At 37.0% G+C, this 23,475-nt stretch carries 21 protein-coding genes and 2 tRNA genes; 7 read left to right on the top strand and 16 right to left on the bottom strand.

What is annotated here, in order from left to right; genetic code table 11:
- Window positions 1–5: 5 nt before the first annotated feature.
- From ACQ33O_RS05815 to ACQ33O_RS05770, 10 genes are all read right to left on the bottom strand, one after another.
- Window positions 6–3,086 carry an efflux RND transporter permease subunit gene (locus ACQ33O_RS05815; protein WP_430994624.1) on the bottom strand — a complete coding sequence of 1,027 codons (3,081 nt, stop codon included), beginning with the start codon at window positions 3,084–3,086 and terminating at the stop codon, window positions 6–8.
- Window positions 3,087–3,189: 103 nt separating this feature from the next.
- Window positions 3,190–4,320 carry an efflux RND transporter periplasmic adaptor subunit gene (locus tag ACQ33O_RS05810; RefSeq protein WP_430994623.1) on the bottom strand — a complete coding sequence of 377 codons (1,131 nt, stop codon included), beginning with the start codon at window positions 4,318–4,320 and terminating at the stop codon, window positions 3,190–3,192.
- Window positions 4,321–4,399: 79 nt separating this feature from the next.
- On the bottom strand, window positions 4,400–4,699 hold the full coding sequence (locus ACQ33O_RS05805; protein ID WP_430994622.1) for a Dabb family protein: 300 nt from the start codon (window positions 4,697–4,699) through the stop codon (window positions 4,400–4,402).
- A gap of 125 nt (window positions 4,700–4,824) precedes the next feature.
- A complete protein-coding gene (locus ACQ33O_RS05800) occupies window positions 4,825–6,702 on the bottom strand; it encodes a PQQ-binding-like beta-propeller repeat protein (protein ID WP_430994621.1) in 1,878 nt (625 codons plus the stop codon).
- A gap of 223 nt (window positions 6,703–6,925) precedes the next feature.
- Window positions 6,926–8,341 carry an NAD(P)(+) transhydrogenase (Re/Si-specific) subunit beta gene (locus tag ACQ33O_RS05795; protein WP_430994620.1) on the bottom strand — a complete coding sequence of 472 codons (1,416 nt, stop codon included), beginning with the start codon at window positions 8,339–8,341 and terminating at the stop codon, window positions 6,926–6,928.
- Window positions 8,342–8,451: 110 nt separating this feature from the next.
- A complete protein-coding gene (locus ACQ33O_RS05790; RefSeq protein WP_430994619.1) occupies window positions 8,452–8,760 on the bottom strand; it encodes an NAD(P) transhydrogenase subunit alpha in 309 nt (102 codons plus the stop codon).
- Between the two features lie 39 nt (window positions 8,761–8,799).
- Window positions 8,800–9,915 (bottom strand): Re/Si-specific NAD(P)(+) transhydrogenase subunit alpha, encoded by a 1,116-nt coding sequence (locus tag ACQ33O_RS05785; RefSeq protein WP_430994618.1) that lies wholly within the window; start codon window positions 9,913–9,915, stop codon window positions 8,800–8,802.
- A 34-nt stretch (window positions 9,916–9,949) separates the two neighbouring features.
- Window positions 9,950–10,747: an O-methyltransferase gene (locus tag ACQ33O_RS05780; protein WP_430994617.1), complete on the bottom strand. Its 798-nt coding sequence runs from the start codon at window positions 10,745–10,747 to the stop codon at window positions 9,950–9,952.
- 28 nt (window positions 10,748–10,775) lie between these two features.
- On the bottom strand, window positions 10,776–11,267 hold the full coding sequence (locus tag ACQ33O_RS05775) for a dihydrofolate reductase (protein WP_430994616.1): 492 nt from the start codon (window positions 11,265–11,267) through the stop codon (window positions 10,776–10,778).
- A 10-nt stretch (window positions 11,268–11,277) separates the two neighbouring features.
- On the bottom strand, window positions 11,278–12,072 hold the full coding sequence (locus ACQ33O_RS05770; protein WP_430994615.1) for a thymidylate synthase: 795 nt from the start codon (window positions 12,070–12,072) through the stop codon (window positions 11,278–11,280).
- Between the two features lie 124 nt (window positions 12,073–12,196).
- Between ACQ33O_RS05770 and ACQ33O_RS05765 the strand changes: the two genes are divergently transcribed.
- The 7 genes from ACQ33O_RS05765 (at window position 12,197) to ACQ33O_RS05735 (ending at window position 17,893) form a co-directional block, all read left to right on the top strand.
- On the top strand, window positions 12,197–12,652 hold the full coding sequence (locus ACQ33O_RS05765) for a GNAT family N-acetyltransferase (protein WP_430994614.1): 456 nt from the start codon (window positions 12,197–12,199) through the stop codon (window positions 12,650–12,652).
- 162 nt (window positions 12,653–12,814) lie between these two features.
- Window positions 12,815–14,047, top strand: coding sequence for an isocitrate dehydrogenase (NADP(+)) (locus tag ACQ33O_RS05760; RefSeq protein ID WP_430994613.1), 1,233 nt, complete (start codon window positions 12,815–12,817; stop codon window positions 14,045–14,047).
- A gap of 129 nt (window positions 14,048–14,176) precedes the next feature.
- The gene (locus ACQ33O_RS05755) at window positions 14,177–15,088 is read left to right on the top strand and encodes a hypothetical protein (protein ID WP_430994612.1); all 912 of its coding nucleotides are present in this window, start codon (window positions 14,177–14,179) and stop codon (window positions 15,086–15,088) included.
- 1 nt (window position 15,089) lies between these two features.
- Window positions 15,090–15,968 (top strand): hypothetical protein, encoded by an 879-nt coding sequence (locus ACQ33O_RS05750; protein ID WP_430994611.1) that lies wholly within the window; start codon window positions 15,090–15,092, stop codon window positions 15,966–15,968.
- Between the two features lie 2 nt (window positions 15,969–15,970).
- Window positions 15,971–16,195, top strand: a complete 225-nt coding sequence (locus ACQ33O_RS05745) for a VF530 family DNA-binding protein (protein WP_430994610.1) — start codon at window positions 15,971–15,973, stop codon at window positions 16,193–16,195.
- A gap of 29 nt (window positions 16,196–16,224) precedes the next feature.
- Window positions 16,225–17,418 (top strand): pyridoxal phosphate-dependent aminotransferase, encoded by a 1,194-nt coding sequence (locus tag ACQ33O_RS05740; RefSeq protein WP_430994609.1) that lies wholly within the window; start codon window positions 16,225–16,227, stop codon window positions 17,416–17,418.
- A 52-nt stretch (window positions 17,419–17,470) separates the two neighbouring features.
- Window positions 17,471–17,893 (top strand): small multi-drug export protein, encoded by a 423-nt coding sequence (locus tag ACQ33O_RS05735; protein ID WP_430994608.1) that lies wholly within the window; start codon window positions 17,471–17,473, stop codon window positions 17,891–17,893.
- A 64-nt stretch (window positions 17,894–17,957) separates the two neighbouring features.
- Here the strand turns inward: ACQ33O_RS05735 and ACQ33O_RS05730 are convergent, their stop codons facing one another.
- The 6 genes from ACQ33O_RS05730 to ACQ33O_RS05705 all read right to left on the bottom strand — a co-directional run bounded on the left by ACQ33O_RS05730 (window position 17,958) and on the right by ACQ33O_RS05705 (window position 23,267).
- Window positions 17,958–20,750 carry a TonB-dependent receptor gene (locus ACQ33O_RS05730; protein WP_430994607.1) on the bottom strand — a complete coding sequence of 931 codons (2,793 nt, stop codon included), beginning with the start codon at window positions 20,748–20,750 and terminating at the stop codon, window positions 17,958–17,960.
- Between the two features lie 114 nt (window positions 20,751–20,864).
- A tRNA-Met gene (locus tag ACQ33O_RS05725) sits at window positions 20,865–20,938 on the bottom strand.
- A gap of 96 nt (window positions 20,939–21,034) precedes the next feature.
- Window positions 21,035–21,646, bottom strand: coding sequence for a fumarylacetoacetate hydrolase family protein (locus tag ACQ33O_RS05720; protein ID WP_430994606.1), 612 nt, complete (start codon window positions 21,644–21,646; stop codon window positions 21,035–21,037).
- Window positions 21,647–21,756: 110 nt separating this feature from the next.
- Window positions 21,757–22,356: an aminoacyl-tRNA hydrolase gene (pth, locus tag ACQ33O_RS05715; protein WP_430994605.1), complete on the bottom strand. Its 600-nt coding sequence runs from the start codon at window positions 22,354–22,356 to the stop codon at window positions 21,757–21,759.
- A gap of 21 nt (window positions 22,357–22,377) precedes the next feature.
- A tRNA-Ser gene (locus ACQ33O_RS05710) sits at window positions 22,378–22,464 on the bottom strand.
- Between the two features lie 32 nt (window positions 22,465–22,496).
- Window positions 22,497–23,267, bottom strand: coding sequence for a TatD family hydrolase (locus ACQ33O_RS05705; protein WP_430994604.1), 771 nt, complete (start codon window positions 23,265–23,267; stop codon window positions 22,497–22,499).
- Window positions 23,268–23,475 lie beyond the last annotated feature (208 nt).

Genomic DNA, 23,475 nt, shown 5'->3' with positions numbered 1-23,475 from the left:
TTTGATTAATCCGTTACCGATACTTTCTTAGGTTCATGCTTACCACTGATATAGGTATATACAGCAGGTATCACAAACAAAGTTAGTATCAATGAAAAAAGAATTCCACCTACAATAACAATACCTAAGGGCACACGGCTTGTACTTGCAGCACCTAAACTTAGAGCAATGGGCAAAGCTCCTAACGCAGTAGCAAGGCTGGTCATCAATATTGGACGTAGCCTTTGTTGAGCTGCTTCCAATACTGCCTGTTTTTTATTCAGCCCGATCTCTCTTTTTTGATTGGCAAATTCAACAATTAAAATTCCATTCTTTGTTACAAGTCCTATTAACATGATCATTCCTATCTGCGAAAAAATATTGATCGTTTGTCCGAATATCCATAAGCTTAACAATGCCCCCGCCAAGGCTAACGGCACTGTAACCATAATTGTAAAAGGATCTCTGAAACTTTCAAATTGTGCAGCCAGTACAAGATAGATCAAAACCAATGCCAACATAAACGCAAAGTTTGTGTTACTGCTGCTTTCTGCATAATCTCTTGAAGGCCCGTTGAGTGCGGTTTGAAAAGATTCGTCCAACACTTTTTGAGCAATCGCCTGCATAGCTTCTACACCGTCACCAATTGTTTTACCCTCTGCCAGTGCGGCTTGTATGGTAGCCGCTTTAAAACGATTGAAATGGTATAATGTTGGCGGATTAGAACTTTCCTGCATTTTTACTACAGCCGTTAAAGGAATATTTTCGCCACGACTATTACGTACATATAAATTCGAAATATCTTTCGGTGCTTGTCTGTCTTTATATTCTACCTGAGAAATTACCTGATATTGTTTTCCGTTCATGAGAAAATAAGCAAGTCGTCTGCCGCTGAATGCACTTTGCACAACATCGGCAACATCACTGATGCTAAGACCAAGATCTTTTGCTTTTAATCGATCGATCGTTAATTGTAGTTCCGGTTTATTGAATTTCAGATTTACATCAACAGTTTGCGATTGAAAGGTTTTGTCTTTTCTTGCTTCTTCTAAAAACTTAGGAATAACAGATTTTAATTTTTCAAAGTCTAAATTCTGCAAAATAAATTGCACCGGCAATGCCCCCCTCGAACCAAGCCCTACAGAAATTGTTTGTTCCTGAACCGCTGCAATTCTTACCTGATTAAACCGTCCTAATTTTTTTGAAAGATCTTTTGCAATATCAGCCTGGCTTCGTTCTCTTAATTCAGGATCAATAAATTTTATTCTGGCTGTACTTGTGTTCACACCACCATTACCACCAAAACCCGGCACTGCTGCAAACACAAAATCTTTTTCAGGAATAGAATCGCCTAAGTAACCAATCATTTTATCAGCAACATTTACCATGTAGTCGTAACTGGCTCCTTCCGGACCGGTTAACTGAAAACGAATGGTGCTTTTATCTTCCATCGGAGCCAATTCACTTTGCAGATCATTCATGAAATAATACAACATGCCGCCGCAAATAATAACGATCATCCAGGCAATCCAACGCACTTTTAAAAATCCGTTCAATAACCTTCGGTAGCCGTTTTCCATGCCTTTAAAGAAAGGTTCTGTTTTTTCATAGAACTTTCCATGTCCGCTGTCTTTTCTATTCAGCACAACATTTAGTACTGGCGTAATTGTTAGTGATACGAATGCGGAAATTAATACAGCCGCTGCTACAACAATCCCAAATTCTCTAAACAAGCTACCAACAAAACCCTGCAGGAAGATCACCGGGAGAAATACAACTGCCAATGTTATGGATGTAGAAATGACAGCAAAGAAGATCTCCTTACTTCCTTCCAGTGCAGCTTTACGTATCGGCAGGCCCTGCTCCAATTTTCTAAAAATATTTTCTGTAACTACAATACCATCATCTACCACTAACCCTGTTGCCAGCACAATTGCCAGCAAGGTCAATATATTGATACTAAAACCACAGATGTACATGATAAAGAAAGTGGCGACCAAAGAGATTGGAATATCTATTAAGGGCCTGATAGCAATTAAAATATTTCGGAAGAAAAAGAAGATCACCAGCACTACCAGACTAAAAGAGATCAACAAGGTTTCAGCAACTTCGTGTATACTTTTACGTACGTTCTGCGTATTGTCGATCAAAGTAGTTAATTCAAAATCTCCTTTTTGTGTTCTTTTAATTTCATCAAGACGTTTGTAAAATTCATCAGCTATTCTGATATAGTTTGCACCCGGTTGTGGTGTAATAGACAACCCTACTGCATTTAAGCCATTCAACCTCCAACTGAACTCATAGTTTTCCGGGCCAATTTCTACTTTTGCTACATCTTTTAAAAGAATGATGCCATTAGCATCTTCCCTCAATATTAAATTATTAAAATCATCTTCAGTAACCAGTTTACCCAAGGCTTTGATGGTTAATTCCGTAGTATTACCATATAATTTTCCGGAAGGGATCTCAACATTTTCTTTGTCCAATGATGTTCTGATATCGCTAAAAGAAATATTGTATGCATTCATTTTATCCGGATTGATCCAGATACGCATGGAAGGTTTTTTCTGACCTAATATATTTACGGCGCTTACTTCAGGAATGGTTTGCAATTTTTCTTGTAACACATTTTCAGCATAATCGCTTAACTGCATTAAACTCTTACTACGACTCTGTACACCTATTAAAATTATGAAGTCGCTGTTTGCATCGCTTTTGGTTACTACCGGTGGAGCATCTATATCCTGAGGAAGGTTACGAACAGCTTGACCAACTTTATCACGTACATCATTAGCCGAAGCTTCCAAGTTTTCGCCTACATTAAATTCTACTGTTATATTGCTTTGTCCAACTGAACTGGAAGAATTGATAGAACGAATACCCGGAATACCATTGATCACTTTTTCCAAAGGTTCGGTTATTTGACTTTCGATAATATCTGCATTGGCACCGGCATAAGCGGTTCTAACGTTAATGGTTGGAGGATCGATGGCAGGATAATCTCTCACTGCCAAAAAAGTATAGCCCACAATGCCGAAGAGAACAATTAAAATGTTCAGCACTGTAGCCAGTATGGGACGCTTGAGAGATAATTCTGAAATATTCATTCTTGATATATTGGACTGGAACACGGATGACACGGATCAGTAATGATATGCACGGATTTTTATCAGTGTAAATCAGTCAAAATCCGTGTCATCCGTGTTCCTATCATTGTTCTTTTGTTAACTCTTCTAAACTTTTTACACTCTTTACTTTTACAGGAGCATTGGGTTTAACAAACAGCACACCTGTTACTACAACTGTATCTCCAACGCTTATACCACTTTGAATTTCTACACCACTTGAGGTACGTAAGCCGGTCTCTACATTTACAAATTTTCCCTTGCCCTCTTTTACAACAATTAATTTCTTCGATGTAGCATCAGGAATAATTGCATTGGTTGGAACAACAATTCGATTTGCCATACCGCCACCTTCGATCAATACTTTTACAAAAGCACCCGGTAAAATATCATTCCCGTTAATAACAGCCCGTACTTTTAAATTTCTTGTAGATGTATTGATCTCCGATTCTGTTGCAACGATAACTGCGGTGCTTTTAATCGGATTATTTGTAGTGATGATATTTACGATTGCTCCTTTTTTAACAAGGCCGATATATACTTCGGGAATGGTAAAATCAACTTTTAATTTATTTACCTGTTGCAAAGTAGCAATTGTTGTTTGTGGTGTAACATATGCCCCGGGACTGACCATTCTTAAGCCTAGCGCAGCTGCAAATGGCGCCCTGATAACAGTTTTATCAATTTGAGCTTTTAGCAATTGAATATCGGCTTTAATATTATTTACATTATTTAAAGCTGCATCATAATCGGCTTGATTAATTCCATTAACGGCTAATAGCTTGCGTAAACGTTCTTCTGTTTTTTGTGCTAATGATAACTGAACATTACTCTTGGAGAGCTGTGCCTGCAGATCAGCATCATTGATCTTTGCAAGAATAGTTCCTGCTCCTACTGAAGCGCCATCGGGTATGTTTAAATAAGTCAGTCGGCCACTTACTTCAGGATGTACCTCCAAACTTTCATTGGCCACAACAGTACCATTGGCCTCAACAATATTATTTAGCTGTTGCGTTCCTGCAACTACCACATCTACAGCTGTGACCTGTGGTGCAGCACCCTGCTTTGCGGCATCTGTTTTTTTGCTACCGCAGGCAGCTGCAAAAAAACAGAAGAAGATGAGAAGTGTTTTGTTATGCATCGATTTGTGATAGAGGGCTGATAAAATATTGCTATCACAAATGTAACCATGTTTGACATTTAAATGTTCAAACATTAGATGAAAGGTAAGATAACTGATTATTCAAGAGTTCGGGTGCCAAGACGGTTTCTAGCCTTCAGACAGCTAACAAATATTATGCTGCATCATAAATAATTACCTTTTCGAAGAAAACTCTGAAATTATCCAGAAATGCTTTGTGTACGGGGTGTGTTTGATATACATCATGACCTGCAATATCATTGAATACTAATACAAGAGAAAATGTATAAGTTGTATCTACCACCGGACGATTTATTTCCGGTACAGGTGTACCAACATATATCGATTGAATTGTTTCGACTCCTTTGAGTGATTCCAATCCTTTTTTGAAATCGGCCTTTTGTTGTTCTGTGGTTTCGGGTTTTAGCCAGAAGAGGACGTGGTGTGTAAGCATTTGTGAGGAATGGCTTATAAGTTTAAAGTAATAAGTTTGGGTGCAAAAGTAAGTTGCAGTTTTTTTAGTACCAATAAAATTCCCCTCAATCTTTACAGATAGAGGGGAACATTTTATTGTATAGACTATTTTAAACTGTATGAAGCAATTTCTTTGTCATTAACCAAAACATAAACTTTATAATCCGCTTCATCTACAATGTACTTTGGTTTTTTATCATTAAACACAATACGTTTCAATTCATTACCAGTTTCTTTATCTAAGACTACCAAGCCTGTGCCTTCGTCCCATTTGCTTAAAATATACACAGTGTTTTTTGTTGACTGAGTTGCAAAATATCTAGCTTGAGCAAATGCATACAATTCACTACCACCTTGATTTATAGCAGATCCTGCTGCCATTTGTTTACTTGTAACTTCATACACTTGTACCCCTGTTGCGGCATCAACATGACTACCCGTAACTTTCCAATCTGCTGGTTTCATTGCTCCGTTTAGAACTGTAGCAGCCCCTGCAACCTCAGCTACTGCACCCAATCCTTTCATTAATCCCCTCATCCCCTTTGACATACCAGCTTCGGTAAAAAATTTATTGTATAACACAGTACCGTCTCCTTTTACCATTGCAACATTTTGATTACTTTGTATGAATACGTTATCTCCTCTACATTCAATAGTTGCTAATTCTTTATCATCATCATAGTCTTTTAACTTTATCTCCTCTACAATTTCTTTATAAGATCCATCATTAAAATTAAAAGCACTTAACGACTTATTACTATAAACATAAACGAGTTTTTTTGCAACATCAGCACCAAAAGAAGGATTGCCTTTTATTTTGATATCTTTTTTCCAAACATCCTTCCCTTTTTCATAACCTAAAATATTGGCTTTTTCTTTTGTAATATAAATTACCCCACTTGCTATTGGTTGCACTGTATAAATAGGATCGCTCAACGTTTCATCCCATTTCTTTTTCCCTTCAGATGTTACTTTAAATACTTTTCCACCTTTTTCATCTTGTTCCAATGCAATATAACCATCGGACACTTCCCATACTTGACTAATATTACCGACAGACGCATCTTTTTTCCAACGAAACTTGCCATTGGGTTCTAAAATATTAAACCCTTCATCATGCATAACAACATTTGCACCATTTGCTATTGGCATGAAACCATTTACCTTTCCATCTAATTTAATTGGATCTTCATAAAGTGGTGTGCCAGTTGATGATTCAACCTTCTCCATTCTATCATCATATACCACAAATAATCCTTTTCCATCAGGTGCTAAAATAAAATCAGTAATATCGTCTTTAAATTCTTTTGTCCATACTTCGTTACCCGTTTTGCCATTCACACAATAAACCGTTTCTTTATTACTGAAAATAAAATTGCCTGATGCATCTGTTACCGGCTCAACATTGAATATACTTTCCAAATGAGATTTGATAGCTCTTTTTAACGCTCCTAAACCTATTCCACCAGTTTTGACTTTACCAAAAGATTTTGTCCATGTAACTGTTGAAGATTCAAAATCGAGGAAGCCAATAAAATTCTGACTTTCCTTTACACCCTCTATAAATAATCCTTTTAATTCAGGAACAATACGAGTGTTACGTACTTTAATATCTTCATCACGACTATTATAAGCCATTGCACCTGTAAAGCTATTGAAAATAGCCACTGTCTTATTCTTTGCTATTGAACCGAATTTTTGAAATTCTACCATTATATATGGTGTGCCTTCTATTATTTTAAATTCCTCTTCTTTTATATCTTTAACCTCTTTGGTTTCCCAAGCCTTTTCTTTTTTTCTTGGGTCAATACCTACAAGAGAAGTAGGTGTTGACACAACTAAAATTCCTACATCAGATTGTTTTAGGAAATTAGGCTGCATAACAAAATTCCCTACAGGAATTGAAAATTCAGGAGTAGTTTTTTGACAAAAAGAAGTCATGCTCAGTATTAGAGCAAAAATTAAAACACAAGTTTTTTTCATGAAAAGTTAGTTTTCTATTATGGATGAATATTTCAATAAAAGTAAATTATTTATTGTTACTAGGGTTGCAAAAAGCTTGAAAATATCGCTCTAATAAAAAATTAATTTTTAATAGCAGTAACTAATAATTTGCAAATGAAAAATAATAAGGTCATAACAAACAAATGCCGACCCAAAAAAGACGGCATTTGTTTGTTTTATTATAATCTCTCTATAAAAGTCTTTACAACGATTTTATCTCTGCACACAAGTCTTGCAGCACCTTCTTCGCATCACCAAATAACATTTTTGTTTTTGGTTGGAAGAATAGATCATTTTCAATACCTGCATAACCAGGCTTCATACTACGTTTATTTACGATAACCGATTTTGCATTTTCAACTTCTAAAATAGGCATACCATATATTGGAGAAGCCGGATCGTTTTTAGCAGCAGGATTTACAACGTCGTTTGCACCTAATACCAACACTACGTCCGTATTTTTAAACTCATCGTTCACTTCTTCCATTTCTTTTAATTTGTCGTAGCTAACATCTGCTTCGGCTAACAATACATTCATGTGGCCCGGCATACGACCAGCAACCGGGTGAATAGCGTATGTAACTTCAACTCCTTTTTCGGTCAATATTTTTTCTAACTCATGACAAATATGTTGTGCCTGCGCTACAGCTAAACCATAACCCGGAACGATGATTACCTTATTTGCATAGCTCATTACAACAGCACTATCACTTAACGTAATTTCAGTGACATGACCTTGTTCTTTAGAACCTGCTGCGCCACCGGCTTTGTTACCACCGAATGAACCAACCAATACATTTACCAATGAACGATTCATGGCTTTACACATCAACAACGTCAACAATGTACCAGCCGCACCTACCAGGATACCACCAGTTAACATTACTTTATTATCATACAAGAAACCGCCGAAAGCCGCAGCCACACCGGTGAATGAGTTTAATAAAGAAATTACCACCGGCATATCTGCACCACCAATTGGCAATACAAATAACACACCATATAATAATGCTAACACTAAAATTGCATATACTAATACTGATTGCGTTGGATTGAAGATCAAATAAACACCCGCTGCTAATGCAACTACAAGGAATAACATATTTAAAATACCTTGTCCGGCGAAACTGAAATCTTTTACTTTACCATTTAATTTACCCCAGGCAACCATACTACCGGCAAAGGATACACTACCGATCAATAACCCCAAAACGATGATCAATATTTTACCTGTATGTCCTGTTGTGATACCCGTAGATGCTATTTCGTGTGATAAGTGATTGAACTCAACAATTGATATCAATGCCGCACAAGCACCACCCATACCATTGAAAAGACTCACCATTTCAGGCATTGCCGTCATCTTAACTCTTTTTGCAGCCAATGTACCAACAATACCGCCAATTGCAAGACCAGCGAAGATCCACAGGTAGTTGCCTAATTTTTCTCCTGCTTCATTCTTATACAAAAAGATCGTACCGATGATGGCGATGGTCATACCAAATGCAGCTACTAAATTCCCTTTACGTGCTGTAGCAGGATTAGACAACATTTTAAGACCAAGGATAAAAGTGATCGATCCGATGAGGTAGCAAATAGTTAATAAATTAAGTCCCATGTTTTATTTTTTGCCCCTATCCCCTAAAGGGGGATTTGGAGTTTTTAAGATTTAAATTTCTTCTGTTTTATTGAGCCCTTTCTATGCTCCCCTTTAGGGGATGGGGGCGCCTATTTTTTCTTTTTAAACATCTCCAGCATTCTGTCGGTTACAACAAAACCACCTACAACATTCAATGTGCCGAGTATCACAGCCAAAAATCCTAAGATCAATGCCAGGTAATTATCTTTCGCTGCTCCACCCATTACGATGATTGCTCCGATGATAACAACACCATGAATTGCATTGGCACCACTCATTAAAGGTGTGTGCAATACGCTAGGTACACGACCAATTACTTCAATACCAACAAAGATCATTAGTACTACGATGTAGATGATCTGTTGATTTTCTGAAATCCAACTAAGAATATTATTCATTTGAAAAAGTTTAATAAGTTTAAGACGTTTAATAGGTTATTATGCTTTTACTCTTTCGTGAACAATTGCACCTCCGTGAGTAATACAAGATCCTTTCACAAGATCATCTTCAAAGTTTAAATTCACTTGTCCTTCTTTATCGATGATCAATGCTAAAAAGTTCAAAATATTTTTACCATATAATTTACTTGCATCACTGCTCATGGTACCTGCTAAAGCAGAATTACCAACAATGGTAACACCATTATGCTGAATAGTTTTTCCATCCTGCGTTAGCTCAGCATTACCACCGGTAGATGATGCCAGATCTATGATCACAGAACCATTCTGCATAGCTTCTATCATTTCTTTAGTAACAAGGATCGGCGCTTTTCTACCTTGAATTTGTGCAGTACAAATTACTATATCAGCTTTAGCAACACTTTCAGCAATTTTTGCTTTCTGACGTTGCATGAATTCTTCTGTTTGTTCAACTGCGTAACCACCTGCTTTACTTGCATCGGCCGCACCTTCTACTTCAACGAATTTTGCACCCAAGCTCATTACTTCTTCTTTTACTGCCGGACGGGTATCGAATACTTCTATCACCGCTCCCAATCTTTTTGCCGTTGCGATGGCCTGTAAACCTGCAACACCTGCTCCTAAGATCAACACTTTGGCCGGTTTGATACTACCTGCAGCAGTCATGAACATTGGGAAATACTTCGGATATAAAGTTGCAGCCAATAATACCGCTTTGTAACCGGCAATATTTGCCTGGCTACTCAGTACGTCCATGCTTTGTGCACGGGTAGTACGTGGTATCATATCTAAACTAAAAGTAGTTACGTTTTTACCAGCCCATTCGTTCATTAAAGAACCGTTAAAAAGCGGTTGATACGCACCCAATAGTACTGCACCCGGTTTCAATTTAGAAATATCATCGGCAGACAAAGCGTTAATCGATAAAACGATGTCTGAGCCTTGCAAAACTTCAGCCCTGCTTTTAATGGATCCACCTGCTTCTATATATTTTTCGTCAGCGGCAAATGCTAAGGCACCTGCACCTGATTCCACAGTTACATCGACTTTCCATTTTTTAAAAGTGGCTAAATGTTCGGGCAAGATTGATACCCTTGTTTCGGGAGATGAGTCTTTTAATACACCTACTATCATAAGCTTTATAAATTGCGGCGAAGGTAATAAAAAATCAATAGATGATGCTAAAGTGTTGCTTTACCTTGAAGTCGGTATTTATGCAAACGATGCCAATGAAAAACAGGTCGATCGTTAGTGTCACTTGTGGATGTTGTTGAATTTCAGCCCAGGCTCCCTCCATTTCTTTACTCCAATGAATATCATCGAAAACCATTAATACTGAGGGAGTTGAGTGACTTAGCAGCTGTTTAAAATATTCAATTGTTGGTTCCTTTCTATGATTACCGTCTATAAATGCAAAATCAACATCTTGTAGCTGAGTAAAAAGCGTTGGCAGCGTTTTGGTAAAATCTCCCTCTATAACATCAATATTCTTAATATTTAATGTAGCGAAATTTTGCTTAGCTATAGTTGCTATTTCTTTTGCTCCTTCACAAGTGTAAACTTTGCCATTTACATTTCCTGAGGCTAAGTAAGATGTGGTTACCCCTAAGGATGTGCCTAATTCTACAATTGTTTTAGGTTGATAATATTGTACCATCCTGAACAGGAGTTGTGCATACTTCTTTGGTTTTAGCGATGAAGCTGCAATATCCTTTACTACTCTTTGGTTAGATTTGATCACAGATGAACCTGCACCGAAATCTTCTACTTCAATTGTTTTATTGTTGGATAACAATTCTTTTCTAACGGGTTCTATCCTACTATAACAACCATATTGTTTTTTATCTCTTAAAACATTTTTGATAAAGTCGAATACGAAAGGTGAATGCACCCCATGGCCTTTGCCATTAGAAGCGGTTAACCTGTAATGCAGATATTTTTTTGCTAATTGAAAAGGAGTGAACAATTAAAAATTAAAAATTAAAAATTAAAAATTATTTGCGCTCTAAGATTTGGAAAGAATAATCATACAGATGTTTTTCGTCTTTTTTAAAATCTTCGTTGGATATTAATTCCCACTTTGATTTATCTAATTCCGGAAAGAAAGTATCGCCTTCAATAGTAGTATGTACTCTAGTTAGATAAATTTTATCGGCAATATCTAATGACTGTCTATATATTTCACCCCCACCGATAATGAATATTTCTTTACAATTGGCGGCTTCAGCTTTTTTCAATGCATCTTGCAGATCACTTGCTACTACTACATCTTCTGCTTTCCAATCTTGTTGTCTTGTTATTACAATATTGATCCTTCCTTTCAAAGCTTTGCCCATGCTTTCAAAAGATTTTCGTCCCATTATAACTACAGAACCCCATGTGGTATTTTTAAAAAAACGCATATCGTTTGGGAGATGCCATAGCAATTGATTGTCTTTACCAATCGCATTATTTTCTGATGCAGCGACTACGAAACTGATTGTCATATTTATATATTTAAACAGCAACAGGTGCTTTGATGGCAGGATGTGATTGATAATTCAATAACTCAAAATCCTCAAACTTAAAATCAAAAATATCTTTTACCTCCGGATTGATCTTCATCGTTGGCAATGGAAATGGCATACGGGTTAATTGCAATGCAGCTTGTTCGAAGTGATTGCTATATAAATGTGTGTCGCCACCAGTCCAGACAAATTCACCAACACCCAGATTGCAAACTTGTGCAATCATCATTGTAAGTAATGCATACGATGCAATATTGAAAGGCACGCCTAAAAATACATCTGCACTGCGTTGATATAATTGGCAGCTCAATTTTCCATTGGCTACATAAAATTGAAACAAACAATGACAAGGCATTAATTTCATTTCAGGAAGATCGGCAACATTCCATGCACTAACAATCATTCTTCTGCTATCCGGATTTGTTTTTATTGTGCGGATCAATTCAACAATTTGATCAACTACTTTTCCATCTTTGCCTTCCCAACTACGCCATTGCTTGCCGTACACCGGACCAAGATTTCCATTCTCATCTGCCCACTCGTCCCAGATCTTTACATTGTTTTCTTTTAAATAACCAATATTGGTATCACCTTGCAAGAACCAAAGCAATTCGTATATGATACTTTTTAAATGACATTTTTTTGTTGTCACTAACGGGAACCCTTCTTCTAAATTGAAACGCATTTGATAACCGAATACACTACGGGTACCGGTTCCGGTACGGTCGTTTTTATCTGTGCCGGTTTCTATAATATGTTTTAAAAGATGTAAGTATTGCTGCATATCTGCAAAATAAGTGAAAAGTGAAAAGTGAAAAGTGAAAAGTTATTAAGATAAATAAAATGAAAAGTGAAAAGATAAAAATGAAAAATTATCAGGATTGAAGGCTTTATTGCAACTTTGAGAAATGAATATAATTATAAGACAAGCGGTTAAGGAAGATTGTGCTGCCATGATGCAGTTGGTACATGAATTAGCTATTTATGAAAAAGCGCCAAATGAAGTAACGATTGAATTCGATCATTTTGTAGAAAGTGGATTTGGAGCAAATCCCGTTTGGTGGGCATTGGTGGCTGATGTAGATGGCATGGTGAAAGGTTTTGCATTATGGTATGTTCGTTTCAGCACATGGAAGGGGCAGCGAATGTTTTTGGAAGACCTTTTGGTTACTGAAGATATGAGAGGACAAGGAATTGGTAGGTTGCTTTTTGATGAATTGATAAAGGTTGCAAAAGAGAAAAAATACAGCGGTATTGCCTGGCAGGTGTTAGATTGGAACGAACCTGCCATAAACTTTTATAAGAAATTGGGTGATGTGAGTTTTGATGGCGAATGGGTGAATTGTGCGTTGCCCATTGTATAATATTCATATTAAATAATGATAGATATATGTTTTGGACTGGTTTTTTGGCTTAAGGTATCGTTTGCATAGTAATTTGACTTGCTTTAAGCATAAGAGGAATTATTTTTCCACTAAATGCAATACCTTCGCAGTCCAATTCTTAATTACAAATCAATATTTTCCATGGCAAAAATTAAAGTAACCAACCCCGTTGTAGAACTTGATGGTGATGAAATGACCAGAATTATCTGGAAATTTATTAAAGACAAATTAATACTTCCTTATTTGGAAGTTCCTATTCAATATTTTGATCTTGGAATGGAGCACAGAGATGCTACAAACGATCAGGTTACTATTGATTCTGCGAATGCGATCAAAGCATGTGGCGTGGGTATCAAATGTGCCACTATTACTCCTGATGAAGCACGTGTAAAAGAATTCAATTTGAAACAAATGTGGAAATCACCAAACGGAACTATCCGTAATATTTTGGATGGTACTGTTTTCCGTGAACCAATTGTAATGCAAAATGTACCACGTTTGGTTACTAACTGGACTGCACCGATCATTGTTGGTCGTCATGCATTTGGTGATCAATATCGGGCAACCGACACCGTTATAAAAGGAAAAGGTAAATTAACCATGACCTTTACTCCTGAAGGCGGCGGAGAAGCTCAAACTTTTGAAGTGTACAATTACAAAGGAGATGGCGTTGCAATGTGCATGTACAATACAGATGAGAGTATCTATGGTTTTGCAAGAAGTTGTTTCAATATGGCTTTGAGCAAAAAATGGCCTTTGTATTTATCTACAAAAAATACCATCTTAAAAAAATATGATGGACGTTTCAAAGATATTTTTGAAGAAGTTTATCAAAATGAATTCAAAGCAAGCTTTACTGCCGCAGGTATCGTTTATGAACATCGTTTGATCGATGACATGGTTGCCTCTGCATTAAAATGGAATGGTAATTTTGTTTGGGCTTGTAAGAACTATGATGGCGATGTGCAAAGTGATACAGTTGCACAGGGTTTCGGTTCATTAGGTTTAATGACCTCTGTATTGGTTACTCCTGATGGAAAAACGATGGAAGCAGAAGCAGCTCACGGTACCGTTACCCGTCACTACAGAGAACACCAGGCAGGTAAACCAACTTCTACTAATCCAATTGCATCAATCTTTGCATGGACAAGAGGTTTGGCTTTCCGTGGCAAATTAGATAGCAATCAACCACTCATCGATTTTTGTAACGCATTAGAGGCTGTGTGTATTGAAACAGTTGAAAGCGGTAAAATGACAAAAGATCTTGCAGTTTGTATCCATGGCAATAAAGTAAACCACGGCGAACATTATTTATACACTGAAGAATTCTTAGATGCTATTGACGCTAACTTGAAAGCGAAAATGGGATTGTAAGATTCTGAACATCTTAATAAAAAAGGCAACAGAAATGTTGCCTTTTTTATTTTATCTATTTTTAAAATACCCTGAAACGGGTAGCATAAAAAATCATTTTAAGTATTACTTTTAAGTAAATTATCGGCTATGCTGCGTTATATCTCTCTTTCAATATTTACTTTTCTTTTTTCGGCAAGTCTAACTGCACAAACTAATGGCATCCTACCCTTCACCGGTATAAAATATTTCAGAGGCGGCATCTGGGGTAAAGCAATAGAAGTGAAACTTAATGGAGATACCTGGATGAGCAACCGTTTACCCCTAAATTATGATTTCGAAATAAGACTTGTAGAACCTCGTGGATTAAAACAAGTTGGGGGGAAATATTTTCCGGGCATTAAAGTATTGATGCTGGATGCTAAAAAAGATACCATTGCTTTTGCAGCTAATTTGTTTGAAGAAAATAAAGGCATCGGGCTTGATGAGGCCTATTTAAAAAGCTTGAAGGTCTCTCTTGGATTTACCGAAAATGACAAAGTAAAACCTGGCGACACCTGCTATCAATACATCACTTTTTTTGACACAAAAGGGAACAACGACCTTCGCCTTGAATTCCCGGTGATCATTGCCAAAACTACCGATAGTTTACAAACCACAGTAACTACTTATACCTCTTCTTCAACAACGGGTTACAATGCAATGGCCGGTGGTGGTATAGAATTAAAAAAGATTGAAACCTATATTGACAGCACTTATTATCCCAAATCTTTATACCATAATCTCAGGTCGGCAGAAATGCTTGGTATTACAATAGAGGAAGTGAATAATGGTAAATTTCAAACATGGGTGTACGATGAAAAAATGAATGAATTGCCATTCATAAAACCTTCAAAACAATTTGTAGCAAAAACTTTTACAGACAAAGAACAAATAAATATTTTGGCGCAAGTACCATTGAATCCGGATGATAAAAAAAACAGACAATATACTGTTCGATATCGTTGGGAAAGCGTTGACGGGAAAAAAGTTTTAGACATTATAAACAACTTTATGTACTGATATGAAATTAATTACATCAATATTTTTACTTTGTTGCCTTTCTGCTTCTGCACAGGATGAAAAAAAATTGGCTGATGCCTTTATTCAATCATTGGTAAAAAACAATTACAGCTCTTTATCTTCATATATCGCTACAGCAGATATAATGAACAAAGCTTTCTATGCAGGCAAAGCCGACAAAGCAAAACTAGCCAAAGATTTTACCGGTTATACAAGCAAACTAAAAACTAACTGGCCTAAATATCTTGCAAATGCTAAATCAGAAAAGATCGATCTTTCAAAAATTAAAATACTGAATGTTACTTCTGAGGTCATTCTCAAAGAATCTAATATGCATGGTTTAAATATCATGTTCAAACATGCCGATCGTTTCGGAATGATCGGACTCATTTATTTCCCTTACAATAAAAAATCTTATTTGCTCGATTTTCCCAATCCGCTTTCTGCATTCACTGCGAAAGATAGTTTTCGTATTGCAACCGATCTGCAATATGCTCAAGACAAAAACGACCCCTCGATTCAAACTACCATTCAGGAAGAGTTGAACACACTTTTTGGATATGTAAAAGATTTTAACGTTGCTGCTTTTACACCGAGAACGGTGCACCGTGATGATGATCCGGCTAAGAACTGGAAAACAGCAAGCGACCCTTCCAACCAATATGATTCATTACAGGCCGGAGCTACAATGGGTAAAATACACTTGATTTTAGAGGGCTGTGCTGATAAAGTTTTTGACTCTTTTCATCTGGAAAAAGAAAGTGAAGGCGTTTGGTATATATATGCTTACAAATGCCCCGATGGAAAAAAAATAAGTTTTGCTTTCCTGAAGATCAATGGCAAATATCTTCTGGGAGATATTGATGTAGAAAGAAATTAAATATGAGCCAACCGCAAATATCTAAAGATCCGCTTCACGGCAAAACCTTAGAAACAATCGTAACCCAACTGGTTGAACACTATGGCTGGAAAGAGCTTGGAACGATCATCCGAATCAATTGTTTTAACGATAATCCAAGTATTCAGTCGAGCCTTAAATTTTTACGAAAAACCCCATGGGCCCGTAAAAAAGTAGAAACCTTATTTATTGATACCTTCTCTCCATAAAAATTATTTTATCGCCTTATCTTTGCGGCATGTTATCAATCAGCCACCGTGGAAAAAAGATGCCGTCGTCCCCTATCAGGAAACTGGTTCCATATGCGGAGGCAGCAAAGAAAAGAGGTACTACTGTTTACCATTTAAATATCGGACAGCCGGATATTGAAACCCCTAAACCAATTTTAGATGCGGTCAGGAACAGTACGTTCAAAATATTAGAATACAGTCATAGTGCCGGAAATTTAAGCTATCGTCAGAAGTTGGTTGGCTATTATAAAAAGGCCGGTTTTTCTGTTACAGAAGATGAGATCATTGTGACCGCCGGTGGCAGTGAAGCCATTCAATTTGGCTTTATGGCTTGTTTAGATCCATATGACGAAGTGATCATTCCGGAACCATTGTATGCTAACTACGAGGGCTTTGCAGTTGAGGTAGGCGTAAACGTTGTACCCATTACTTCTCAATTAGACAATGGTTTTGCATTACCGCCTATTGAAGATTTTGAAAAGCACATTACACCTAAAACAAAGGCCATACTTATTTGTAATCCCAATAACCCAACGGGTTATTTATACAGTAAAGAAGAAATGGAGTTGTTGAAAAAGCTGGCAGTAAAACATAACCTCTATTTATTTTCGGATGAGGCTTACCGTGAGTTTTGCTATGAAGGAGAACATTTTAGTGCCATGCATTTACAGGGTGCAGATGATAATATTATTTTGATAGACACTGTAAGTAAAAAATATAGTGCATGTGGTGCTCGTATTGGCACGTTGGTTACAAAGAATAAAGCATTGTTGAGCACCATTATGAAATTTGCTCAGGCAAGATTAAGCCCTCCAGGTTTTGGTCAAATACTTGGCGAAGCTGCTGTTGATCTTCCTGACAATTATTTTGATACTACCAAAGCAGAATATAAACTACGCAGAGATACTATTGTAAAAAGATTGAATGCAATTCCGGGAGTTACCTGTCCTACTCCGGGTGGCGCATTTTATGTAATGGCTAAATTACCGATCGATGATTCGGATAAATTTTGTCAATGGTTGTTGGAAGAATTTTCTTACAATGATCAAACAGTAATGCTGGCACCGGCTACAGGTTTTTATGGTACGCTCGGATTGGGCTTGAAAGAAGTCCGCTTGGCCTATGTATTGAATGTTGATGCAATCAATAAGGCAATGGATTGTTTGGAAAAAGCATTGGACAGATATCCCGGAAGAATGTAACTGAATAATTTCAACTACTTTTACCCGATCAATATCATTTAATACATCCAATATGTTCCTTAAAGTATTAACGGTTGCCGGATTAGCAACATTCGAAATATATGCAGCCATCCCTGCAGGATTTGCATTCGGGCTATCTCCATGGACAATATTTTTTGCCAGTGTTACAGGTGGATTAGTTGGTGTATTTGTAGCCACTTTCCTTGGCGACAGAATCAAAAAATTCATTTATAAAAATAAGCCTCAAAAGGAAAGTACAAATAAACATCCCGTGTTGCATAAGATCTGGAATAAATACGGTATTATCGGACTAGGATTTTTCGGAACAATGTCTGTGGGAGCACCGGTGAGCATTGCGGTTGGTACAGGCCTAAATGCTAATTTGAAAAAATTACTTATATGGTGCTGCATTGGTGTAATGTGCCGTTGTGTTTTATTTACATTGATAGGATTTTATGGGCTGAAATTATTTTAGTACAACTAAATGTAATAAAAAAGGTCGCTTAGTTAAAGCGACCTTTTTTGTGATTTATATTTTCTTAAAACTTAACCGCCAACTTTGCAAAGAACCTCAAACCGTTTGTTCCCATTTGTACTGCATCCCAAGGGCCTCCTGTTTCTCCATCATAAGCCAAAAGTTTGGCGCCTTTTACATACCCTAAATCAGGGTGTACATTGAATAAATTATCAGCACCAAAATACAAACCGGCTTCTTTACATAATTGATAAGAGAAATAAAGATCGGAAACTAACTTACCATTGTAAATAAATTGCTCAGGAACTGTTCCTGATCCGTCATCTAAATCAACTTCGCCACTATACCCTGATAATTTTATTTTACCAAAATAAGTAAGATGCGATCCTATACCCCATTTATTTTTATTGTAGTCTAATGTCAGCGCCAGTTTTACAGGAGGTGCAGAGGCTAATACAAACTGTTGCTCTCTATCACTAAAAAATGCTTGCCGATGATCATAAGAATCATTCAAAGCTGCCGGTACATTTATTTTATCAACTTTCATATTTTGAATATTACCTGCCAACAATGCTTTAAATTTTTGGCCTCCCCATTTCTTGGTGTAATCAATCACAACATCAACACCTATATTAGTTGTATTCACCGCATTGGCAAAAAATTGCACCTCTGCAACATTCAATGAATCCAGAGTTGATTGTAATTCTGTTATGCTATTATCGAAAGAACCAGACAACACCACCCTATCTTTTATTTTTACCCAATATCCATCAACCGTAACCGTTAGATCTTTCACCGGTTTCCAGGTAAACCCAATACTTGCATTCACAGATTTTTCCTGCTTCAATTCAGGTATGCCGGCAGCTCTTGTAATAGGGCTGTAGTTAGGAGCAATTTTTACATCGAAAGTTTTACCGCCTTGTACATTGGTAAATGTGTTACTGAAATTGATCTGTTGTAATGAAGGTGCTCTAAAGCCTGTACTAACAGAGCCTCTCAAATTAAAATTACTTGCAATTTTATAACGTGTATTTAATTTGAATGTAGCTAAAGAACCGAAGTCACTATAATGTTCAGCTCGTATTGCTCCGCCTATCAACCATTCTTTTGATACATCCAATTCCGCATCTACATAAACCGCCTGGCTGTTTCTGTTTGCAACGATTTCATCCACGGGCTGGAATCCGGGAAATCCTTGTGCACCGGATGCTTTTTCATCTGCCTCATCTGCATAATTAAAATATGAACCTTCTTCTCCGCTGTAAATACTGTATTGTTCTAATCGATTTTCTACTCCGAACGACAGATTAAGTCCCTCCGCAATAGAATTGTACCTTTTACTAAGATCAATATTGGTAGTATTTTGTAAAAAATAAAAGCCACCATCATCAAAATGATTTTTAAATTTTCCTGCTACACCCAATGATGCATTGAAGGTTTTATCACCATAATAGTGGAAATTATTTCCTCCGAAAGTATTGCTGATATCCCAGTCCCAATCTTTCTTAGTTGTTCCTTTAAAGCCTAATGCTAACGAGCCGTCAGTAATATGCGTTTGTATATGAGGGTTATATACTGTATCAGGGATATCACCCGGCGTTGGAACACTATACATGATCGATGGAACAAAGATCAAATTACCATTTGCATCTGTAGGAAAACGTCCCGGGCGGGAAGATGACAATGGATTAAATCCGTGAAAAGTTCTTGTATATGCATAAGCATCTGATTCCTTATAATTATACCCGCCAAATGCATAGAACTTTATTTTGGTGCCGGCAACAGGCGTTTCCATATTCACAAATAATCCTGCACCTGTAACAGATGCATCACCATTTGCTCTTCTTCCCACATTGATAGGCAATCCATTTTTATGAGTAAGGTTTGTATCGTTTACTTGTCTGAATGTTTTTTCCTGCGTAAGAAAATTAAAAGAAAAATTGGCAAACCCTTTTTTCTCTTTACCTACTTTAACGCCCCCATTAAAACTGAAAGAAAATGCTTGCCCATCTATCGCATTTCCATGTACATATTGTTTAAGATCTCTTCCAAAGTAGCTATTGTACTTTTTATCGTAATAGCCTGAGTAGCCTGCATTCAAAGAAATTTTACCGGTACTCTTTTTTAATATTAAGTTGATCACACCGGCTATTGCATCGGAGCCATATTGTGCAGATGCCCCATCACGTAAAATTTCTACTCTGTCAATAGCAGCTTCAGGAATTGCATTCAGATCGGTTCCCGAATTGCCCCGGCCTCTTGTACCAAACACTGCAACAAACGCTGTTTGATGACGACGTTTACCGTTTACTAAAACCAGCGTTTGATCCGGCCCTAAACCTCTTAAAGTTGCCAGATCTATTTGATCGGCACCGTCACTACCGCTTTGTTTATTATAGTTGAAAGATGGTGCAGCATAATTCAACATTGAGGTAACATCCGACTTAGCTGTTGTTAAATTGACCTGCCCTAAACTGATCACATCTATCGGAACTGGCGACTCTGTTTTTACCCTCCCCGAATGACGGCTACCTACCAGTACGATCTGACTCAGATCCTGAGTAACGGCTTGTAATTGAACGACAAGATTGGTTCTACCACTTACACTAACAGATTCGGCCGCATGACCCAGCGATGTTATTTCTAAAATATCAGTTTCATATACCTCAATAGAAAAGCTACCGTCTGATTTTGTAATAGTACCCTTTTTGGTAGATTTCACGATTACAGAAGCCCCTTCAATTGGTGTTCCGGAAGGATCTGTTACTGTACCGGTTATTGTTTGTTTTTGGGAAAATGCAGTGGATGTAAAGAATAGCATCACTGCTATGCAAAGCATTGATTTAATGAACCTCATGGTAGTTGGTTTTTGGTTACATTAAATTTAAGAAGTATTTGTCAGAAAAAAAGTATGGTTGATTATTTGGGTAAAAGTTGAACAATAAAAAAGCCTCTTTATTAAGAGGCTTAGTACCGGGGAGCAGACTTGAACTGCCGACCTCAGGGTTATGAATCCTGTGCTCTAACCAGCTGAGCTACCCCGGCATACATAAATTGACACTCATCTATAGCAGAATACCTATAAATGGGCGGCAAAGATATTAAAAACCTGCAAACTCTCAAAAGGAAAGTGGCTGAATTCTATTTGATCTCCAGTTTAAACAGCATTTCTTTCTCAATAAATGCTTCAAGATCATCACCAACAACACATTCGCCAACACCGGCGGGGGTTCCGGTAAAAATAAGGTCGCCAATATTCAATGAAAAATAATTGGAAATATTGGCAATAATAGCATCAAAACCAAAGATCATATCGCCTGAATTTCCCTGCTGTACAAGTTCTTTATTTTTCAACAGAGAAAAATTGATGTTTCTTTTATTTAAAGTAGGGGCAATATCTATGAATTTACCAATGGCTGCCGAATTATCAAAAGCTTTGCATTTTTCCCAAGGCAACCCCTTGCTCATCAGGTCGTTTTGTATATCACGGGCTGTAAAATCTATACCAACGGTAATTCCGTTATAGTAGTTGCCGGCTTGTTTTTCGTGAATGTATTTTCCATTCTTGCATACACGTAACACCAACTCACATTCGTAATGCAACTCATTCGTAAACTCCGGATAATAAAACGGAGTGTGTCCCTGCAACAACGCATTCTTGGGCTTCATGAATATTACCGGTTCATCGGGCACATCATTTCCCAGCTCTTTGGCATGCGCTGCGTAATTACGTCCTACACAAATTATTTTCATTTGTTTATATTAAAGTACCCAGATTAGACAACGAATATAAAGAAATAGCCTAAAAAAACAAGTTCCTAAATATTACACATTAAACGTACAAAGTTCTATGTTAGTATTTATCAAACCTTTATAGACAGATTATTTACTGCTGTCATTGTTTGGGCTATACCGATAAAGGCGAAACTCTCGATAATTTCAACAGATTTTTCAATTTTCAGCTTTACTACAGGCTCCTCATTTTTGTCCCATTTGCTCAACACAAAATCAGCTTGTTTGCCTCTCGGAAAATTGTTACCTATACCAAAACGTAATTTCGGATAAGCATCTGTACCCAAAATATTTTGTATATCCTTCAACCCGTTATGTCCGGCATCGCTACCGCTGCTGCGTAGACGAATTTTATCCAGTGGCAAAGCAAGATCATCAACAATGGTAAGGGTATTCTCCAATGCAATTTTTTCCTTATCCATCCAATACTTAAATGCCCTGCCACTCAGGTTCATATAAGTTGTAGGACAAATACACACAAACTGCTTTCCTTTCACTTTTACTTCTGCAACAGTAGCCAATCGATCTACCCTAAAACTACCGCCATGTTTTTGTACAAATGCACTGACTACATCAAAACCAATATTGTGACGGGTATTTACATACTCATCGCCAATATTACCAAGGCCTATGATCAAAAATTTTGACATTGTAATTAAAAAATCCTTCATGTTTTGAAGGATCATTTTTTGCAGAGAGGAAGGGATTCGAACCCTCGATACAGTTTCCCGTATACACACTTTCCAGGCGTGCTCCTTCAACCACTCGGACACCTCTCTTTTTTCGGACGGCAAAAATACAGTAACCCTTTTTAAGCACCGAATATTTTTTCTGCGTTGGCGGTTGTAACTGCAGCCACTTCTTCTGCTCCTATATTCTTTATAGTAGCCAATTTTTCTACAACATATTTTAAATAGCTACTTTCATTTCTTTTACCTCTGAAAGGCACAGGTGTTAGATATGGAGCATCTGTTTCTAAAACCAAATGTTGAATATCGATTTGTTGAAGCACTTCCGCTAACCCTGCATTTTTGTAAGTAACAACACCGCCAATACCAAGATAAAAACCCATATCGATAATATCCTTTGCATTTTGCAAGTTGCCGCTGAAACAATGAAAAATACCTCTTACATTTTTCGGCACATATTCTTTCACAACATCAATGGTTTCCTGCATTGCATTTCTGGTATGAATGACAATCGGAAGATCATGTTGCAAAGACAATTTTATTTGCTGATGAAATGCTTCATACTGCTGATCAGTAAATGTTTTATCCCAGTAAAAATCAAGACCAATTTCTCCTACTGCTGCAAACTTTCTTTTTGTCAACCAATCAGCAACGATCTGCAATTCCTCTAAATAATTTTCTTTTACATAACATGGATGCAACCCCATCATTGCGATACATTTTCCGGGAAATCTTTTTTCCAGCAACAACATCGAATCTATAGCAGTACTATCAATTCCGGGTAAGTAAAATTTATTAACTCCTTCATCTGTTGCTGTTTTGATCACCATATCAATATCGGTGAGAAATTCTTCAGAATATAAATGGCAATGTGTATCAATAAGATTATTCATAAAAGCTAAAATTAATGAAGGCTTGACAATTAGCAAGGTTGTTTATCTTCAATAATGTAGTAAACAAGATTCTTTATATTAAATATTAATTATATTTATAAAGCCCCTCTGAATGCCGTAAAGATTGGTTTTGACCAAAAAATACACATTAAAAAAAATATTGCTTTTTTAAAAACAAGATTGTACTTTTAGTCCAGTTTTCATAGGG

The sequence above is a fragment of the Ferruginibacter sp. SUN002 genome, from assembly GCF_050611725.1.
Taxonomy (GTDB): domain Bacteria; phylum Bacteroidota; class Bacteroidia; order Chitinophagales; family Chitinophagaceae; genus Ferruginibacter.
The sequence above is the reverse complement of the archived record's forward strand: the minus strand, read 5'-3'. Positions and strand labels throughout refer to the sequence as shown.

What these genes read in the sequence shown, in the direction of transcription:
- ACQ33O_RS05815 (WP_430994624.1), bottom strand. Translation starts at nt 3,086, where the DNA reads ATGAATATTTCAGAATTATCTCTCAAGCGTCCCATACTGGCTACAGTG.
- ACQ33O_RS05810 (WP_430994623.1), bottom strand. Translation starts at nt 4,320, where the DNA reads ATGTTTGAACATTTAAATGTCAAACATGGTTACATTTGTGATAGCAAT.
- ACQ33O_RS05805 (WP_430994622.1), bottom strand. Translation starts at nt 4,699, where the DNA reads ATGCTTACACACCACGTCCTCTTCTGGCTAAAACCCGAAACCACAGAA.
- ACQ33O_RS05800 (WP_430994621.1), bottom strand. Translation starts at nt 6,702, where the DNA reads ATGAAAAAAACTTGTGTTTTAATTTTTGCTCTAATACTGAGCATGACT.
- ACQ33O_RS05795 (WP_430994620.1), bottom strand. Translation starts at nt 8,341, where the DNA reads ATGGGACTTAATTTATTAACTATTTGCTACCTCATCGGATCGATCACT.
- ACQ33O_RS05790 (WP_430994619.1), bottom strand. Translation starts at nt 8,760, where the DNA reads ATGAATAATATTCTTAGTTGGATTTCAGAAAATCAACAGATCATCTAC.
- ACQ33O_RS05785 (WP_430994618.1), bottom strand. Translation starts at nt 9,915, where the DNA reads ATGATAGTAGGTGTATTAAAAGACTCATCTCCCGAAACAAGGGTATCA.
- ACQ33O_RS05775 (WP_430994616.1), bottom strand. Translation starts at nt 11,267, where the DNA reads ATGACAATCAGTTTCGTAGTCGCTGCATCAGAAAATAATGCGATTGGT.
- ACQ33O_RS05770 (WP_430994615.1), bottom strand. Translation starts at nt 12,072, where the DNA reads ATGCAGCAATACTTACATCTTTTAAAACATATTATAGAAACCGGCACA.
- ACQ33O_RS05765 (WP_430994614.1), top strand. Translation starts at nt 12,197, where the DNA reads ATGAATATAATTATAAGACAAGCGGTTAAGGAAGATTGTGCTGCCATG.
- ACQ33O_RS05760 (WP_430994613.1), top strand. Translation starts at nt 12,815, where the DNA reads ATGGCAAAAATTAAAGTAACCAACCCCGTTGTAGAACTTGATGGTGAT.
- ACQ33O_RS05755 (WP_430994612.1), top strand. Translation starts at nt 14,177, where the DNA reads ATGCTGCGTTATATCTCTCTTTCAATATTTACTTTTCTTTTTTCGGCA.
- ACQ33O_RS05750 (WP_430994611.1), top strand. Translation starts at nt 15,090, where the DNA reads ATGAAATTAATTACATCAATATTTTTACTTTGTTGCCTTTCTGCTTCT.
- ACQ33O_RS05745 (WP_430994610.1), top strand. Translation starts at nt 15,971, where the DNA reads ATGAGCCAACCGCAAATATCTAAAGATCCGCTTCACGGCAAAACCTTA.
- ACQ33O_RS05740 (WP_430994609.1), top strand. Translation starts at nt 16,225, where the DNA reads ATGTTATCAATCAGCCACCGTGGAAAAAAGATGCCGTCGTCCCCTATC.
- ACQ33O_RS05735 (WP_430994608.1), top strand. Translation starts at nt 17,471, where the DNA reads ATGTTCCTTAAAGTATTAACGGTTGCCGGATTAGCAACATTCGAAATA.
- ACQ33O_RS05730 (WP_430994607.1), bottom strand. Translation starts at nt 20,750, where the DNA reads ATGAGGTTCATTAAATCAATGCTTTGCATAGCAGTGATGCTATTCTTT.
- ACQ33O_RS05720 (WP_430994606.1), bottom strand. Translation starts at nt 21,646, where the DNA reads ATGAAAATAATTTGTGTAGGACGTAATTACGCAGCGCATGCCAAAGAG.
- pth (WP_430994605.1), bottom strand. Translation starts at nt 22,356, where the DNA reads ATGAAGGATTTTTTAATTACAATGTCAAAATTTTTGATCATAGGCCTT.
- ACQ33O_RS05705 (WP_430994604.1), bottom strand. Translation starts at nt 23,267, where the DNA reads ATGAATAATCTTATTGATACACATTGCCATTTATATTCTGAAGAATTT.